The following is a 15,014-nucleotide window of genomic DNA, read 5'->3' as shown; positions in this document are numbered from 1 at the left end:
CGGGATTTTTTGTAGAGTTTAAATTAATTTCTATTTAATTGTTGGTATAATGTCTCTTTACTGATTTTTCCTAATTTGGAAAGTCGCATTAATATTTTAACTCCAAAACTAATTTGTAAATACTGCAAATCTAAATTGCTTAATTGTCTTATGCTGGATTGATTAGAGACTACCATATTTTGATTCACTCTGTCAGATAAATCATAATTACCTTTTGCGTATAACATAATTCTAAAATCATCTCTATCATATATTTCTCTTCCTTTTGAACTTTTAGTTGATAGTAAAAACTCATACCCTAGTATAGAAGAAATAAAAGGAGTTGCTTCATACAATTTTTCTTTTTTAGATTCATTGACTAATAAATTATTACTATACGTATTAAGCTCAGTTTTTAATGGAATAGAATAACCGCCCCCTAAAGCAAGAACTAGATGGTTTTTTTTATTCATTTTACCAAATCGAAATTTCAGATATACTGGAATTTCAAGATTGGAAGTTCTAACAGAGTCAACAACTGAATTAGTTGAGTTGTGAATTGAAAACTCATGTCTATTATAGGAACCTCCAACATAAAAACCTAGTATTGATTTTGAAGAGTAAATATCAAAACCAAAATTACCAGAAACACTTGGAATTGAATTAAATTTTATATTTTTACTTGTAGTTTTGCCTTGTAATTTCATAAGTGAAGATTCTCCATTTTTATTAGCCCAATTCAAGTCAATACCTAGGTCAACACTTACTTTTAATTCTTTTGTTGAAAAGAAAACAGGACTAATTGAAACTTCCTGTGCAATAAGTTTGTTAAATATAATAAAGGATAAGATTGTAAATAAGTAGATTTTTTTCATAATTAGTATTTTTTTCGTTTTTCAATGCTTTTTGTAAATATTTGTGTTTCGTAAAAAGATACATTAGCTCCTTTGTCTTTTGCTTTATAAAAATACTCTTTAGCTAAATTTAATGCTAAATTTTTAGAGTATCTCATTGGTTTTACTACAGTACTTGGTTTATCTAGCATCATTAGCATCATAAATAAATAGTTTTGTCCCGTCAATAATTTACTGCTTTCAAATTTTTTATATGTTTTAAATGTAGATAAGTAATGTTTCTTTGATTTTACTGCATTTTTATAAGCAATCTTTAATTGTTTTTCTACAAAATAAGGGTCTCCATTTTTACTTTCTTCTAATTTGTTCAGTAAAGTATTATTGTTAGGGTCTAATTCTAAGCCTTTTTCATATTGTTCTCTAGCTTGTTTAAATTGACTGTTTTTTAAATAGTTATTTCCAAGCTTTAAAAACAGATCAATTCTTTCTTGGAAAATACCTTCTTCACATTTTTTCTTAATATCATTAACGTAAGTTAATTCAAGTTTGATGTTATTTTTATCTGCATTTTCAAGTTCTCGCAAAGCATCATTATATCTTTTTTCTTTTATAAATATTTCAATAGAGTTTTCATATTCAATAGAGGTTATGAGATAATTGCAATTATTTACTCCGTCTAAAGCATCTTGGTTTTTACTATCAAGTTTTAATATTAACTCGTAAGATTTTACGGCTTCTGTATAATTTTGTTGACTGTAAAAATTGTTTCCACTTTCTAATAGATTTTTAATTTGAGATTGTAGTAATTCTCTTTCTCTTTTAAGTTCTTCTGAATCGGTGCTTTTAGAACAATGATCAACAAGGTGTTGTTGATCATTTATATAGCTAAGTAAAATTTGATCAATTTTATATTCAGATGTTGTAACATCTATAATCATTAAAAAGTCATAAGTTACAGGCTTATCGTTTGGTAGTTGTACTATTTTAGTAAATTTTGCATAGGCATATTTTTTTAGATTATGGGAATTTGAACATTTTAGAATTTTTTGATTTACAATTTCAACTCTAATTTTTCGATTGTATTTTTGTTCAATTTCAGCTAAATACTGTACTAAGCTATAATCATATTGAAGTGGGTTTAGTTCATTATGATGATTCCCATCTTGGAAAACATCCTTATATGAACCCATAAGTATAGACCCAGTTGCATCATTAAAATCAGCACTATAAGAATACTCTATAAGATTATTTATATAAACTTGTAGCAGTTTATTTAAATTACCTTCATCAAAAGAAAAACAATTAATATTATTTAATAGTAAAATGATTAATGTATAATATTTAAAAGTACTTTTCATTATAAAATTTTTATATCAACTACATAAATACTTTCGTATAGCATTTTCCATTTACTACCAAGTATTGTATTTACTTTTTTAATTAAAAAACTACCTTTTTTTGTTGTATAATCGCAGTAATCATATTGTAAAAGCCCTTCTTTATTTCGATTGCCTAATTTTGATCCACAAAATTTTTGAACAATTGTGTATTCCATATAATAGCTGTTAGGTTCTGTTCTGTGAGGTCTTAAATCTTTAATATCAAATGAAACAAAATCAATATCAACAACAGCGTATCTTTTTTTATAGTTTTTAAGTTTCTCTCTTAAATAGGTTTCAATAGGATAGTCATTTTTACCTTTTCTCGATGCAACCTCAATAGTTGCTTGTTCTGGTTTTAAGACAAAACTTGGTAGAATACTTTCTATTATTCGGTTTTTATCTTCAATATTTCGAGATGTGGCAATTTTGTCAAATGTAAAACCTAATAATTTTATTTTTTCAATAGCTTTTATTTTAAAATTTTCTTTATCGGCGTCACTCATTGTGTCAAATTTTTGACTGTGCCCTAAAAATAAACCACCAAAGAAAAACAATATTAAAATTATTTTTCTCATATTGCTTCACTTGCGTTATGACATTCAATAATTTTTATACCTGAAATTTTACCTGATTGTGTGGAGGTTTCCACTCTAAAGATATTAATGTCAGTAATGGATTCTAAAATAGCTATTCGATGCGTAAAATATTGTTTACCCTGTCCAGGATTCCATATTTCAGGATTATTATCGGTTTTACTTATATAAGTAGCAACATAAGCACTTTCATCAAAATATTTATTCCAAACTTTTATTGCTAATTCATTTCTTTCTGAGGAACTTAGTTGAGCATTGACAATTTTTAGCATATCTTCACGTAAATCAAATGCACTAGCAATTGTGTTTTCGCTGCAAGGATTGCCTAGGTTTGGTTTTTCTATTGGGGCTTTAATTATTAGTTTTCCAATTCTGATTAAATTTTGCTCTTTTTGATCTTTTTCATATTTTATATATACGTTTTTACTAAAACTTTTTCCTTCTGCTATAAGAATTGAATCCAATTTAATTTTTAATGATTTAATATCTGGAAAATAATTTGGTTCATTCGTATTTGATGAGCTTATTATAAAAACTAAATCGTTAGAATTAATTTTTAAATTATTTGTGTTATTAGTTATATTTCCTTTTTTAGCTAAAAAGTCACCTGCAGTCATTTTTGGTAAAAACTCTTCATAATCTAATTTTAAATCAACATAAGTATAGGTCCCCATTTTTTTTCTAAGCTTGTTCTCCATTGAAATAGGTACTTTAATTTCCATTTTGTTTTCTCCGCTAAGATCATTTCTTAAAACGGATAGTTTAGGAATGAATACAATTTTTCCATTAGGGTGTTCTTTTGGTTCAAGCAATTCTTTAATTTTAGAGGGTATTGGTTCTTCCATTCCTTCTACAAGGTTTGTATTTGCTAGAACAATTATATTATAGTCTTTCATCTCAGTTTCACAAGATGTTAAAAAAATGGCACTACTTAATACTACAAATGTTCTGAATATAATATTTTTCATAAAAAAATGGGATTAACTGTTATGTTTCATTTGATGATATAAACAATGGATGGCAATTTCTTCACGATTTATTTCATGTCCAATACTTAGAAATGCCTTAACATCATCATCTGTAAAAATACCTCGAGTAATAAATTCATAATGATAAAAATTATCTTCCTTTCTGTCAAAAAGCAATTTATGATCTTCAATTTTTAATTCAAAGGGAACATCATCTTTATGGTTCCATAGTTTGTATTGAGAAATAAATCCACCTTTTTGAGGTGCTTTAATGTCATAGTTTTTACCTTTGTGATTTTCGGATTTTGCTTCGTTTGTGCCATCACCAATTCTTTTTAGTCTATTATATTCTAACCATAGGCTATGTTGTTTTTTTATTTCACGCTCAGTATTTTTTTCAGCTAAATAAAAACCTGTATGATTTATATGAATATAAATTGCAATCATATACAATACGGTCATAATTCCAATATAAACAAATCCTAAAGTTCCTAATAAAAAAAGAGCTACTAGCTTTAGTACTGCACTAAATATAATTAGGAATATTCCCCAACTTTTAATTGAACTTTTAATATTTAAATCTGTTAGAATACTTAATCTTTGGGGACGCATTGATTCATCCAGCTCATTTAGTAGTGCTAATTTACATTTCGATTCTTGTTTTTCTGAAATAGGTTTATGGTGTAAATTACTACCTACAATATCAAATGCAATAAATAAGATTACGGCAATTATAGCACCAATCAAAAACATTCCACCTCGTACGATTCCACCATAAATGGTAACAATAATTGCTGCTAATTCAATAGCTGCAACAAAATACACCCATCTTTTATCAATATTAAAATCTGTTGTTTGATAAAACCCAGGATGTTTGGTCCCTTCAATTTGCTTTTTTCTAGTCCCTAACCAAGTCTTTCTGATATCACTTGGTTTGAATAATGATTTATCTTTAATTGTTGGCATATAGTTATTAATTTATTTGAAATAATAGTTTAGCAAATTTTTTGTTTTATTGATAACAATTTTTAGCGTTTTACTGTTTCGTTAATTCAACATTCTGAGTAGCGTTTAACTCGTATATAATTGAATTTGAAGAGCCTTTATTAAAAGTGTAATTAAGAGTTGTAATTCCAGAAGTATTAATTATTATTTGATAGACTTCATTTGTTATTGTTTCGTCAATTTTCATTGTCCCACTTTTAAGACCTATAGCAAAACTTTGATCATAGTTTAATATTTCTTGCCCATCAGCATTTAAATCTATAATGTTATCAGAAGTAAATTTAAAACCTCCAATTTGTGACCACTCAGGTTCATTTTTATCGAGCCAAGTACCAATTATCCAATTTGGTGGATTAAAAGATGATGAAGAGGAACCTTCATCATCTTTTGAACATGAGATAGTTAACAAAAGACTAAAACATGTAATAATTAAAATAGAAATCTTTTTCATAGCAATTTTTAAATTAATAGATTTAGTAACTTTTTATTCAATAGTTGCGACTGCTGTTGGGCTAAAAATATTATTTTCATTTTTCCATTTTTCAAAACCATCTTCTCCAAATAGAGCAATTAATTGTTTTGAACTTACGGCTGTACCTTCAACAATAAATCCTCCATAAAATGGATAGCTTTTTGCTCTTACAACTCCATTTATAAGGATATCATATTGAGGGCCTGCATTTTGGAGTGCTGTATCCATTGCGTCCTTTATATTTGTCCCAATTCCAAATACTCCCATACTTTTTCCTGATGTTATTTTACCTTGTTCAAGATCGAAATTAATGGCATGGTTTTTAGAGCTAATAACTGTAAAATCTACAAGTCTTTGAGAACAACTAGAAAGGGTTAGTACTGTAATTACAAGAATAATTCCGTTTAATTTTAGATTTTTCATAATTTTTAAGATGAATTAGTGTTAATTTGTCTCAAAAATGCGACCTAATTATAGGTTGGGCAATAAAAAATGAAAATTCTATAAATTCTAGTGAAAATGTTGGTTATTTAAAAGGAAGTTAACTTTTAAATAAATTGTCAATTTTAAAATTTACATCTTTTGTGTAGGTATCCTTAATTACAATTAAGTGTTTATTAATAGAGAGTTTAGAACCATTTATTCTCCCGTCAAAGTTTTTTGATTTAAGATTAACAATAGTGCTTTCGTTTATTCGAATAAAACTGTCAGGTAAAATGGTTAACAAAGTTTTTAGTGAAGATTTAAAGAAATAGCGTTTAGAATCACTAGTTTCTATTCTCACATAATTAGTTCTTAATGGTTCTATAATCTTATTACTTTTAGAAATAGCTTCAGTAGTAATTATATCAATTTCTTTAAATGAAATGGGAACTTTAGTTATTTGATTTTTACTTGATGTTTTTAATTTGTCTAAGTAATCTACATATGCCATAATACCTTCTTGAGGAACAGAACTTGACTTTTTTGTTTGTTGCAATACTGTTTTAATAGAACGTAGTAATTGATTTGTATCTAAGTGTGGCTTAGTTTTAATTTCAAAAATATTTGGGTTGGTACGTAAAGCTCTTTTAAAAGTAACTTCATCACCAAAATCTGTTACGTATATAAACGGAATTTTATACTTGTTAAAAAGCTTGTCTCCTAAATCAATTCCATCTTTGTCTCCTTGTAAATTAATGTCTAATAAAACTAAATCGGGTTTGTTTTGTTCAATACTATCAATGGCTTCAATATAGCTTTTGGTAAATTCACTAACTAGGTAATTTTCTTTTGTTAAAAAACGCCTTAATCTTTCATATAATATAGGTTCATCTTCAACAATTAAAATAGTAGTTTTCATAGTAATTAATTAGGGTTAAAATTTAATAGTTAATTGCACACCATTATTGGAGTTTAATTCAAAAGTTCCGTTTAGTTGTTCACTTAATAATTTCATAATTCTAATTCCAAAAGTTGTAGATTTATCTAAATTAAATGAAGTTGGTAATCCTTTTCCACTATCCTGCAAGGTTAAAAAATAACTATTTTTATTACTTGAAATTGTTATTTGAATACTTCCTTTTTCTGAATCTTCAAACGCATATTTAAAAGCATTAGTCAAAAACTCGTTAATAATTAAACCTAAAGGAAATGATTTAGTGGTTGAAATTGTTAAATCTTCGGGTATGTGTTGTACTATTTTTATATTTTGTTTTGCAAAGCTGGTTTCAATATTTGTAACAAGTTCGTGTACATATTTTTTTACATTAAGTGTAGCCAAGTTCTTGTTACTATACAGTTGTTTATGTACTTGATTTATACTGGCAATTCGGTGTTGTAATTCGGTTAATTTATGTTCAAAAGGCTTGTCGAAAAATTCTTCTTTAGCAACTTCAATAAAAGTATCTATAATTCCTAAATTATTTTTTACATGGTGGTGTAATTCTTTTTGTAGATTTTCAATTAGCAATTGCTGTTTTTTATTTTTTTGATAATAATAACCGAATATAAATAATGTAATTATTGAAGTTCCTAAACCGCCACCTAACAACCATTTTTGTGTTTTTTCTTTTTCTATTTGGAGGGTTTGTTCGGTTTTTTCTGCTTTTAATTGTATGTTTTCTTTTTCTTTTTGTTCGGTTTGGTATTTGGTTTCAATTTCTGTAACCTTTGAATTTCTTTTTTCTAACAAAATGGAATCATTAGCTTTTTTAAATTTCTTAAAAAAAGATAATGATTTTTTAAAGTTTAATCTACCCTCATTTACAATGGCTAAATTCTGATAAATTGCAGATTTGGTTTCTAGATCGACTAAATCTTTGTGAATTGTATCTTTAGATATTTCTAATAACAATGTTTCAGCTGAATCAAATTGTTTTAAATCAATATAAGCAGAAGCTAAAGTTTGTTTTGCTCCAATAATTGCTAATTTATGGTTTAATTCTTTTGCAATATTTAATGCCTTTTTTGCATATTCTATTGATTTATAATTGTTTTGCATGCGGTTATAAACAACAGAGATATTGTTTAGTACATCAAATTCGTAAAGTTTGTTGCCTACTGATTTATAATGTTTTAAAGCAATATTGTTGTGAATAATTGCCTTTTTGTAATTTCCCCATCTTGAGTATGTAATACCTAATCCGTGATGATGTATATTTATATACAGTGGGTTACTAATTAGTAATGAGTCTTTTAAAGCCATTAAATAATAACTTTCTGCTTTTTGAAATTGTTCAAGTTCTGTATAAGCATTACCAATACAATATAAGGAATGACTTTTTGCTAAGTAATTTTTTAGTCTATCTGCGTATTCAGCTCCTTTTAAATACGCTTTTATCATGTTTTCAGAATCACCAAAATTATCATAAGAAATTCCTAAATTTGAATATACCGTTGCAATTGCATTCCCTGCAGGATTCTTTAAGTAAATTTCAATTCCTTTTAAATAAGTTTCTATTGCTTTATCATATTTTCCAAAGTGATTATATACTCTACCTAAATGATTAAAATCTACAAGTTGAAAATTTACATCGTTAGAATTTTCACTAATTTTCACAGCTTTTAATGCAAATTTTTCAGCATTTATTAAATCTTCTTTTTTTATATAACACTCAGAAATATATTTATAAGCTCTAGATTCTAACTTACTTTTATTCATTTTATTTGAAAGTGTTGCCATCTGCATAAAATATTCAATTGAATTATCTGGAGTGGCATAATTAATTAAGTAAGTATTTAGTTTTTCTAAGATTTTAATTTTTTCGTCATTAGTAGTTGAAGCTTTTAGTACTGTTTTTAAACTATCAATTTTTAAATTTTGACTTGTAAGAATAGAAAAGGAGAATATAAAAATAAAGAGTAATTTTAATTTCATAGAATTTTTATTTCAAATTTAACCTTTAAAGGTTTAATAAAAAATGACTTTTATTAGGCTTTTCTTAATTATTTAGGAAATTATCTGCATATTTGATTGTAAACTAAATTATTTTAATTTTAAGTATAAAAATTATTCCAATGAACAATTATCAAGTAACAAGTAACATAAAACTAAGTGAACATAATACCAAAGAAATTAAAAAAAATGCTAAAAAGAAGCTAAAAAAGCTAAGAAAGGAAATTAGTGAAGTTCAAGATACTATGTATGCCGAAGGCAAGTATGCGGTACTAATTTGTTTGCAAGGAATGGACACTTCTGGTAAGGATAGTTTAATTAGAGAAGTTTTTAAAGATGTTAACGCAAGAGGAGTTGAGGTTCACAGTTTTAAAGTTCCAACCGAATTGGAATTGAAACATGATTATTTATGGCGTCATTATATTGCATTACCTGCTAAAGGAAAAATAGGTATTTTTAATAGAACACATTATGAAAATGTATTGGTAACACGTGTTCATCCCGAATATGTTTTTAGTGAAAATATACCATCAATAAAAAGTTTAGATGATTTGAATGTTGATTTCTATAATAAAAGAATGGAAGAAATTAACAATTTTGAAAAACATATTGCTAACAATGGTACCATAATTCTAAAATTCTTTTTAAACCTATCTAAAGACGAACAAAAAAATAGATTGTTAAGAAGGTTACGTTTAAAACAAAAAAATTGGAAGTTTTCTCCAGGCGATTTAAAAGAAAGAAAACTTTGGGATAAATACCAGTTTTGTTACCAAGAGTTGTTGAATAAAACATCAAAAGAATATGCACCTTGGTATGTAATTCCTGCTGACGACAAACCAACAGCTCGTTTATTAGTTGCCCAAACTATTTTAAACACTTTACAACAGTTTAATTTTAAGGAACCCGAATTACCCGAAAAATATAAAGTTGAAATTGAAAACTATAAAAGTCAACTTGAAAATGAATAGTTAAGTTACATTAAACTTTTGTTAAAAAGTTTGTGAAATCAGACTATAAATTCCTAAAATCGTAAATTGCAAATTGTATATTTACAGTTCAAAAAAACAAAGCTAACCTATGGAATTAGAATTAAAAAAGCCCATTATATTTTTCGATTTAGAAACAACAGGAATAAACATTGCAAAAGACAGAATAGTTGAAATATCAATATTAAAAGTATTTCCAAACGGAAATAAAGAAAGTAAAACTTGGTTGGTAAATCCGGAAATGGAAATTCCAAAAGAGGCTTCAGATATTCATGGTATTACTAATGAAAAAGTAGTTACAGAACCAACTTTTAACGAATTAGCTCCTGAAGTTAGTAAAATGATTGAAGGTTGTGATATGGCTGGATTTAATTCGAACAGATTTGATATTCCATTATTAGCCGAAGAAATGTTGAGAGCAAAAGTTAATTTTGATATGAAAGATAGAGTAGCAATAGATGTTCAGGTTATTTTTCATAAAAAAGAAGAACGTACCCTAAGTGCTGGTTATAATTTTTACTGTGGGAAAAGTCTTGAGAATGCCCATTCGGCAGAAGCAGATACACTAGCAACTTACGAAATTTTAAAAGCGCAATTGGATAAATATGATGATTTAGAAAATGATGTTAATCTTTTAAGTGAGTATTCTACACATAATAAAAGAGCTGATTTTGCCGGATTTATTATGTTTAATGATGAAAAAGAAGAAATTTTTACGTTTGGAAAGTATAAAGGCCAAAAGGTTGTTGATATTTTAACTAAAGATAAAGGTTATTATTCGTGGATTCAGAACGCAGATTTTCCATTATACACCAAAAAGGTATTATCTGAATTAAAAGAAAGAATGTTTACAAATAAAAAAGAAAATACACTAGAAGATTTACAAAATAAATTCAATCAAAAGTTTTAAATATGTTAGTTAATTTTGAAGATTTAAATAAAAATTCTAGGATTTGGATATACCAATCAAATAAAGAATTTACAGAAAATGAAGTTGAAGAATTAGCTCCAATTATTGAAGAATTCGTTTCAAATTGGCAACGCCATGGTGAGGATTTAAAAGCTTCATATAAAGTAATTTATAATCATTTTATTGTACTTGCTGTAGATGAAGGTTTCAACAATGTGTCAGGATGTTCTATAGATGCATCTGTAAACTTAATAAAGAATTTAGAGGCCAAATTTTCGGTTAACTTAACAAATAAATTAAATATTTCATTCAAAAATAATAACAATATTAATATTGTTAATATGTCCGATTTTCAAAAGTATGCAAAGGAAGGAAAAATTACTTCTAATACAATTGTTTTTAACAATCTTGTTACAACCATTGAAGATTTGGAACAAAATTGGGAAATACCTGCAGATAAAAGTTGGCATAAACGCTTTTTGGTACAATAATTTCATAGCTTATAAAAACTTCTAATTTATTTATGATTAAAAAATTTCTATTCATAGTTATTATTTTGAATAGTGCTTTTTTAAAAGCACAGTCATTTCATCCTTTAAAAACAAAAGATAGCATTGCTCAACAAATGTGGGTAGATTCTATATATAATGGAATGTCTGTTGAAGAAAGAATTGGACAGTTATTTATGGTTGCTGCTTATTCCAACAAAGATAAAAATCACGAAAATTTTATTTCAAACTTAATTGAAAAATACCACATTGGTTCACTTATTTTTTTTCAAGATCAACCGGTAAAACAAGCAGAATTAACAAATTTGTACCAATCTAAATCCAAAGTTCCACTACTTATAGGTATAGATGCAGAATGGGGCTTAAATATGCGCTTGAAAGATACTTATGGATTTCCTTGGAATATGACCTTAGGTGCAATTAGAGAAAACGCTTTAATAACGGCATTTGGAGTTCAAGTAGGAAAACATTGCAAGCGGTTAGGAATTCATATGAATTTTGGGCCTGTTGTAGATGTAAATACAAACCCAGATAATCCAATTATTGGAAACAGATCATTTGGTGAAAATCATATAAATGTAGCAGAAAAAGCAATTGCATTTACAAACGGAATGCAAACGGAAGGAATAATAGCAAGTGCAAAACATTTTCCAGGTCACGGTGATACCGCAACAGATTCTCATTACGAATTACCAACTGTTAATTTTTCTAAAAAGAGATTGGATTCTGTAGAATTGTATCCATATAAAAAAATGTTTGAAAACGGTGTTGCCAGTGTAATGGTAGCACATTTAAGTATTCCTAGTTTGGAATCGAGTACTAGTTTACCATCGTCATTATCTAAAAATGTTGTTACCAATTTACTTCAAAAAGAAATGGGTTATAACGGTTTAATTATTACCGATGCATTAAATATGAAGGCCTCTGCAGATTTTGCTTCTTCAGAAGAGATTAATTTAGGTGCAATTTTAGCGGGAAATGATTTGTTGGATGTTCCTCTTAAAATTCCAGAAACAGTTGAACGATTTAAACTTGCTTTGGAAACAAATGAATTAACAGAGGAGCGTTTATCGGTTTCTGTAAAAAAGGTTTTAAAAGCAAAATATTGGGCAGGTTTAGCCAATTATAAACCTATACAAATTAGCAATTTAAAAGAAGATTTAAATTCAATTGAAGATATATTATTGCACAGAAAGTTAGTAGAGAGTTCTATCACTTTATTAAAAAACGAATCGCTTGTTTTTCCTATTCAAAATTTAGATAAACGTAAAATTGCTTATGTAAAATTAGGTGATGCAGAAAATGAGCATTTTGTAAATATGTTGAAAAATTATACAAATGTAGATGTTGTTTCGAGTAATAATTTAGATGATTTAATACTAAAATTAAAAAGGTATAATTTGGTAGTTGTTGGATATCACAAATCAAATAGTAATCCTTGGAAATCATATAAATTTACAAATAGAGAGTTGGTTTGGCTTCAGGAGATAGCACGAACTAATAACACAATATTAGATGTTTTTGCAAGTCCTTATAGCTTACTTCAAATAAAAACTTTTGAAAACATAGAAGGTCTAATGTTATCCTATCAAAATAGTGAACTTTCTCAAGAGATTTCAGCTCAAATGTTATTTGGAGCACTTGAAATTAAGGGAAAATTACCAGTATCAATAAAAAATGTTTTTTCTGAAGGACATGGATTAATGTCAACTTCTTTAAAAAGGTTAGGGTACTCAATTCCGGAAGATGTAGGATTAAGCAGTAAAAAATTATTACGAATAGATTCTTTGGCACAAATTGTTTTAAAAGAAAAAATGGCTCCTGGTTTACAAGTGCTTGTAGCAAGAAAAGGAAAAGTTGTTTATAATAAAAGCTTTGGATATCATACAGATGAACACAAGATAAAAGTAAGAAATGACGATGTTTATGATATTGCTTCTATGACTAAAATATTAGCTTCATTACCATTAATTATGGAATTAGAAGAAAAAGGAGAGTTTAGTCTTGACAGCACATTAGGAAGCTTAATACCAAAATTAAAAGGAACAAATAAAGACACGTTAACAGTTAAAGAAGTACTGTCGCATTATGGACGTTTAAAAGCTTGGATCCCTTTTTATATTAGTACATTAGACAGTATTACTAAAAAACCTTCGGAAGAGTATTATAGAACCAAGTGGTCTAATAAATTCCCTATTGAAGTTGCTAAGAACTTGTATTTAACAAAATCGTATAAAGATTCAATTTTTGATAGAATTGCTAAAGCAGACCAACGAGATAGAATTGGATATAAGTATAGTGATTTGTCTTATTTTTTATTTAAAGATTACATAGAAAACTATTATAAAAAAAACCTTAATAAATTAACTCGCCAGCATTTTTATAACCCGATTGGAGCAAATAGAAGTGGGTATTTACCATTAAATTGGTATCCTAAAAATAAAATAGTTCCTACTGAAAAGGACGATTATTATCGAAACCAATTAGTACACGGATATGTTCATGATATGGGTGCTGCTATGCAAGGTGGAATTGGCGGTCATGCAGGTTTGTTTTCTAATGCGAATGACGTGGCAAAAATGATGCAACTTTATTTACAAAAAGGTTATTACGGAGGAAAAAGATTTTTTAAAACAGAAACCATTGATAAATTTAATCATAGGTATTATGCAGACGAAAAAGTAAGAAAAGGGGTTGGGTTTGATAAACCACAAATTAAGGAGATTGAAAAAGCAACTTGTGGCTGTGTATCAGAAAGAAGTTTTGGACATAGCGGATTTACAGGTACATACACTTGGGCCGATCCTGAAACTGAAATTGTTTATGTGTTTTTATCTAATAGAGTGTATCCTAATGCTGAAAATAAAGGATTAGTAAGGTATAATATTAGAACAGATATTCAACAGTTTATAGAAGATGCAATTATCGATTAACGGTCATAGTTTTTGAAGTTATTACCCCTAGAAATACTGTAATTGCCAAATAATAAAAGGCAATGGTACTGCTAAATATAAAACCAACTATTAATGTTTGAATTAAATAAAAAATAGGAAATAAGGTTAAAATTAGTGCAAATCTAAAGGTGTTTGTGAAAACAAGATCGGTAATTTTTGATTTTAGGTGTTTCCATATCAATAACGGAAATATGCTATTTAGTTTGGTTAATAAATGAATTGGTGTTAGCCAATTTATTTTCTTTTTAATGGGAACTTCAATTTGTGAATAAGAATCTATGTTCTCTAATATTTTATTTGTTTCGTACGGATTTAAATAGTCTATGTTTAGAGCATTTAATTTAGCTATTTGTTCATCATATTTTTCAAGATTGTCAATATGCGTAGTTAACGTTATTAAAGAAGAATGCACTTCCTTTATGATATCTTTAAAAGTTAAATCAGGATTTTGAATATTGAAAAATGCGTTGGCCTCAATTGGTTTTCCATAATAAATAGAAACACTAAATGGGTAATTTAAATGAGAATCGTAGTTAATTCCAACAGGGATAATTTTAATATTTAAGTCAGGATATTTTTGTAAAGTTCCTAAAATTATACGTGCAAATCCTTTTTTTAATGGTATTACTCTTCGTTTTAAATGATGCTCGCCTTCAGCAAAAATTTGAATTGCTTTCTCATTTTTTAAAATCTCAAAGCATTGTTCAAAAACTTTTAAATTTTTTTCGATAGTTCTAAGCCCATCTCTAACCCTATAAACAGGAATCAGATTAAGAGACTTTAATATGTTGGAGACGATTTTAGATTTAAAGACACTTGCCCTTGTTAAAAAATGTATGTTTCTATTGGTATTTGTTGGTATTAAAATAGCATCAATTAAGGCATTTTGATGATTTCCTATAAAAATAATAGCTCCTTTGTTAGGTATGTTTTCTTTCCCATAAACTTTAATTTTTTTATGAGTAAAAAAAAGTCCTACTTTAACAATACCTCTAACCGTTTTATACCAAAGATGTTTCAAAA

The 15,014-nt window shown here is 27.4% G+C and carries 14 protein-coding genes; 4 read left to right on the top strand and 10 right to left on the bottom strand.

Annotated features, from left to right (window positions below):
* Positions 1-23: 23 nt before the first annotated feature.
* The 9 genes from Q0776_RS15740 to Q0776_RS15700 all read right to left on the bottom strand — a co-directional run bounded on the left by Q0776_RS15740 (position 24) and on the right by Q0776_RS15700 (position 8,611).
* A complete protein-coding gene (locus Q0776_RS15740) occupies positions 24-854 on the bottom strand; it encodes a hypothetical protein (protein WP_298370326.1) in 831 nt (276 codons plus the stop codon).
* Between the two features lie 2 nt (positions 855-856).
* Positions 857-2,191, bottom strand: coding sequence for a tetratricopeptide repeat protein (locus Q0776_RS15735; RefSeq protein ID WP_298370323.1), 1,335 nt, complete (start codon positions 2,189-2,191; stop codon positions 857-859).
* Complete coding sequence (locus tag Q0776_RS15730) at positions 2,191-2,790, bottom strand: hypothetical protein (protein ID WP_298370320.1); 600 nt, start codon at positions 2,788-2,790, stop codon at positions 2,191-2,193. The genes Q0776_RS15735 and Q0776_RS15730 overlap by 1 nt, the downstream gene beginning before the upstream one ends.
* Complete coding sequence (locus Q0776_RS15725; RefSeq protein WP_298370317.1) at positions 2,787-3,776, bottom strand: hypothetical protein; 990 nt, start codon at positions 3,774-3,776, stop codon at positions 2,787-2,789. The genes Q0776_RS15730 and Q0776_RS15725 overlap by 4 nt, the downstream gene beginning before the upstream one ends.
* A gap of 12 nt (positions 3,777-3,788) precedes the next feature.
* A complete protein-coding gene (locus tag Q0776_RS15720; RefSeq protein ID WP_298370314.1) occupies positions 3,789-4,742 on the bottom strand; it encodes a hypothetical protein in 954 nt (317 codons plus the stop codon).
* Positions 4,743-4,812: 70 nt separating this feature from the next.
* On the bottom strand, positions 4,813-5,232 hold the full coding sequence (locus Q0776_RS15715) for a hypothetical protein (protein ID WP_298370311.1): 420 nt from the start codon (positions 5,230-5,232) through the stop codon (positions 4,813-4,815).
* Between the two features lie 33 nt (positions 5,233-5,265).
* A complete protein-coding gene (locus Q0776_RS15710; RefSeq protein ID WP_298370309.1) occupies positions 5,266-5,676 on the bottom strand; it encodes a hypothetical protein in 411 nt (136 codons plus the stop codon).
* Positions 5,677-5,794: 118 nt separating this feature from the next.
* Complete coding sequence (locus Q0776_RS15705; RefSeq protein ID WP_298370306.1) at positions 5,795-6,595, bottom strand: response regulator; 801 nt, start codon at positions 6,593-6,595, stop codon at positions 5,795-5,797.
* 15 nt (positions 6,596-6,610) lie between these two features.
* A complete protein-coding gene (locus Q0776_RS15700; RefSeq protein ID WP_298370304.1) occupies positions 6,611-8,611 on the bottom strand; it encodes a histidine kinase dimerization/phosphoacceptor domain -containing protein in 2,001 nt (666 codons plus the stop codon).
* A gap of 140 nt (positions 8,612-8,751) precedes the next feature.
* On the opposite strand from Q0776_RS15700, the gene Q0776_RS15695 reads away from it, so the two are divergent.
* The 4 genes from Q0776_RS15695 to Q0776_RS15680 all read left to right on the top strand — a co-directional run bounded on the left by Q0776_RS15695 (position 8,752) and on the right by Q0776_RS15680 (position 13,970).
* The gene (locus Q0776_RS15695; protein WP_298370301.1) at positions 8,752-9,600 is read left to right on the top strand and encodes a PPK2 family polyphosphate kinase; all 849 of its coding nucleotides are present in this window, start codon (positions 8,752-8,754) and stop codon (positions 9,598-9,600) included.
* Positions 9,601-9,709: 109 nt separating this feature from the next.
* A complete protein-coding gene (locus Q0776_RS15690; protein ID WP_298370298.1) occupies positions 9,710-10,528 on the top strand; it encodes a 3'-5' exonuclease in 819 nt (272 codons plus the stop codon).
* Between the two features lie 2 nt (positions 10,529-10,530).
* On the top strand, positions 10,531-11,019 hold the full coding sequence (locus Q0776_RS15685; protein WP_298370295.1) for an ABC transporter ATPase: 489 nt from the start codon (positions 10,531-10,533) through the stop codon (positions 11,017-11,019).
* A gap of 32 nt (positions 11,020-11,051) precedes the next feature.
* Positions 11,052-13,970, top strand: a complete 2,919-nt coding sequence (locus Q0776_RS15680) for a glycoside hydrolase family 3 N-terminal domain-containing protein (RefSeq protein WP_298370294.1) — start codon at positions 11,052-11,054, stop codon at positions 13,968-13,970.
* Here the strand turns inward: Q0776_RS15680 and Q0776_RS15675 are convergent.
* Positions 13,960-15,012, bottom strand: a complete 1,053-nt coding sequence (locus Q0776_RS15675; protein WP_298370293.1) for a lysophospholipid acyltransferase family protein — start codon at positions 15,010-15,012, stop codon at positions 13,960-13,962. The two genes, Q0776_RS15680 and Q0776_RS15675, sit on opposite strands and share 11 nt — an antisense overlap.
* Between the last annotated feature and the right edge of the window lie 2 nt (positions 15,013-15,014).

Origin of the sequence: uncultured Lutibacter sp., from assembly GCF_947495725.1 — a bacterium.
Taxonomy (GTDB): Bacteria; Bacteroidota; Bacteroidia; order Flavobacteriales; family Flavobacteriaceae; genus Lutibacter.
This window is presented reverse-complemented; position numbering and strand designations above follow the sequence as displayed.

Coding starts and splice junctions, on each gene's coding strand:
- Q0776_RS15695 (WP_298370301.1), top strand. CDS start 8,752: ATGAACAATTATCAAGTAACAAGTAACATAAAACTAAGTGAACATAAT.
- Q0776_RS15690 (WP_298370298.1), top strand. CDS start 9,710: ATGGAATTAGAATTAAAAAAGCCCATTATATTTTTCGATTTAGAAACA.
- Q0776_RS15730 (WP_298370320.1), bottom strand. CDS start 2,790: ATGAGAAAAATAATTTTAATATTGTTTTTCTTTGGTGGTTTATTTTTA.
- Q0776_RS15735 (WP_298370323.1), bottom strand. CDS start 2,191: ATGAAAAGTACTTTTAAATATTATACATTAATCATTTTACTATTAAAT.
- Q0776_RS15705 (WP_298370306.1), bottom strand. CDS start 6,595: ATGAAAACTACTATTTTAATTGTTGAAGATGAACCTATATTATATGAA.
- Q0776_RS15740 (WP_298370326.1), bottom strand. CDS start 854: ATGAAAAAAATCTACTTATTTACAATCTTATCCTTTATTATATTTAAC.
- Q0776_RS15685 (WP_298370295.1), top strand. CDS start 10,531: ATGTTAGTTAATTTTGAAGATTTAAATAAAAATTCTAGGATTTGGATA.
- Q0776_RS15680 (WP_298370294.1), top strand. CDS start 11,052: ATGATTAAAAAATTTCTATTCATAGTTATTATTTTGAATAGTGCTTTT.
- Q0776_RS15720 (WP_298370314.1), bottom strand. CDS start 4,742: ATGCCAACAATTAAAGATAAATCATTATTCAAACCAAGTGATATCAGA.
- Q0776_RS15725 (WP_298370317.1), bottom strand. CDS start 3,776: ATGAAAAATATTATATTCAGAACATTTGTAGTATTAAGTAGTGCCATT.
- Q0776_RS15700 (WP_298370304.1), bottom strand. CDS start 8,611: ATGAAATTAAAATTACTCTTTATTTTTATATTCTCCTTTTCTATTCTT.
- Q0776_RS15710 (WP_298370309.1), bottom strand. CDS start 5,676: ATGAAAAATCTAAAATTAAACGGAATTATTCTTGTAATTACAGTACTA.
- Q0776_RS15715 (WP_298370311.1), bottom strand. CDS start 5,232: ATGAAAAAGATTTCTATTTTAATTATTACATGTTTTAGTCTTTTGTTA.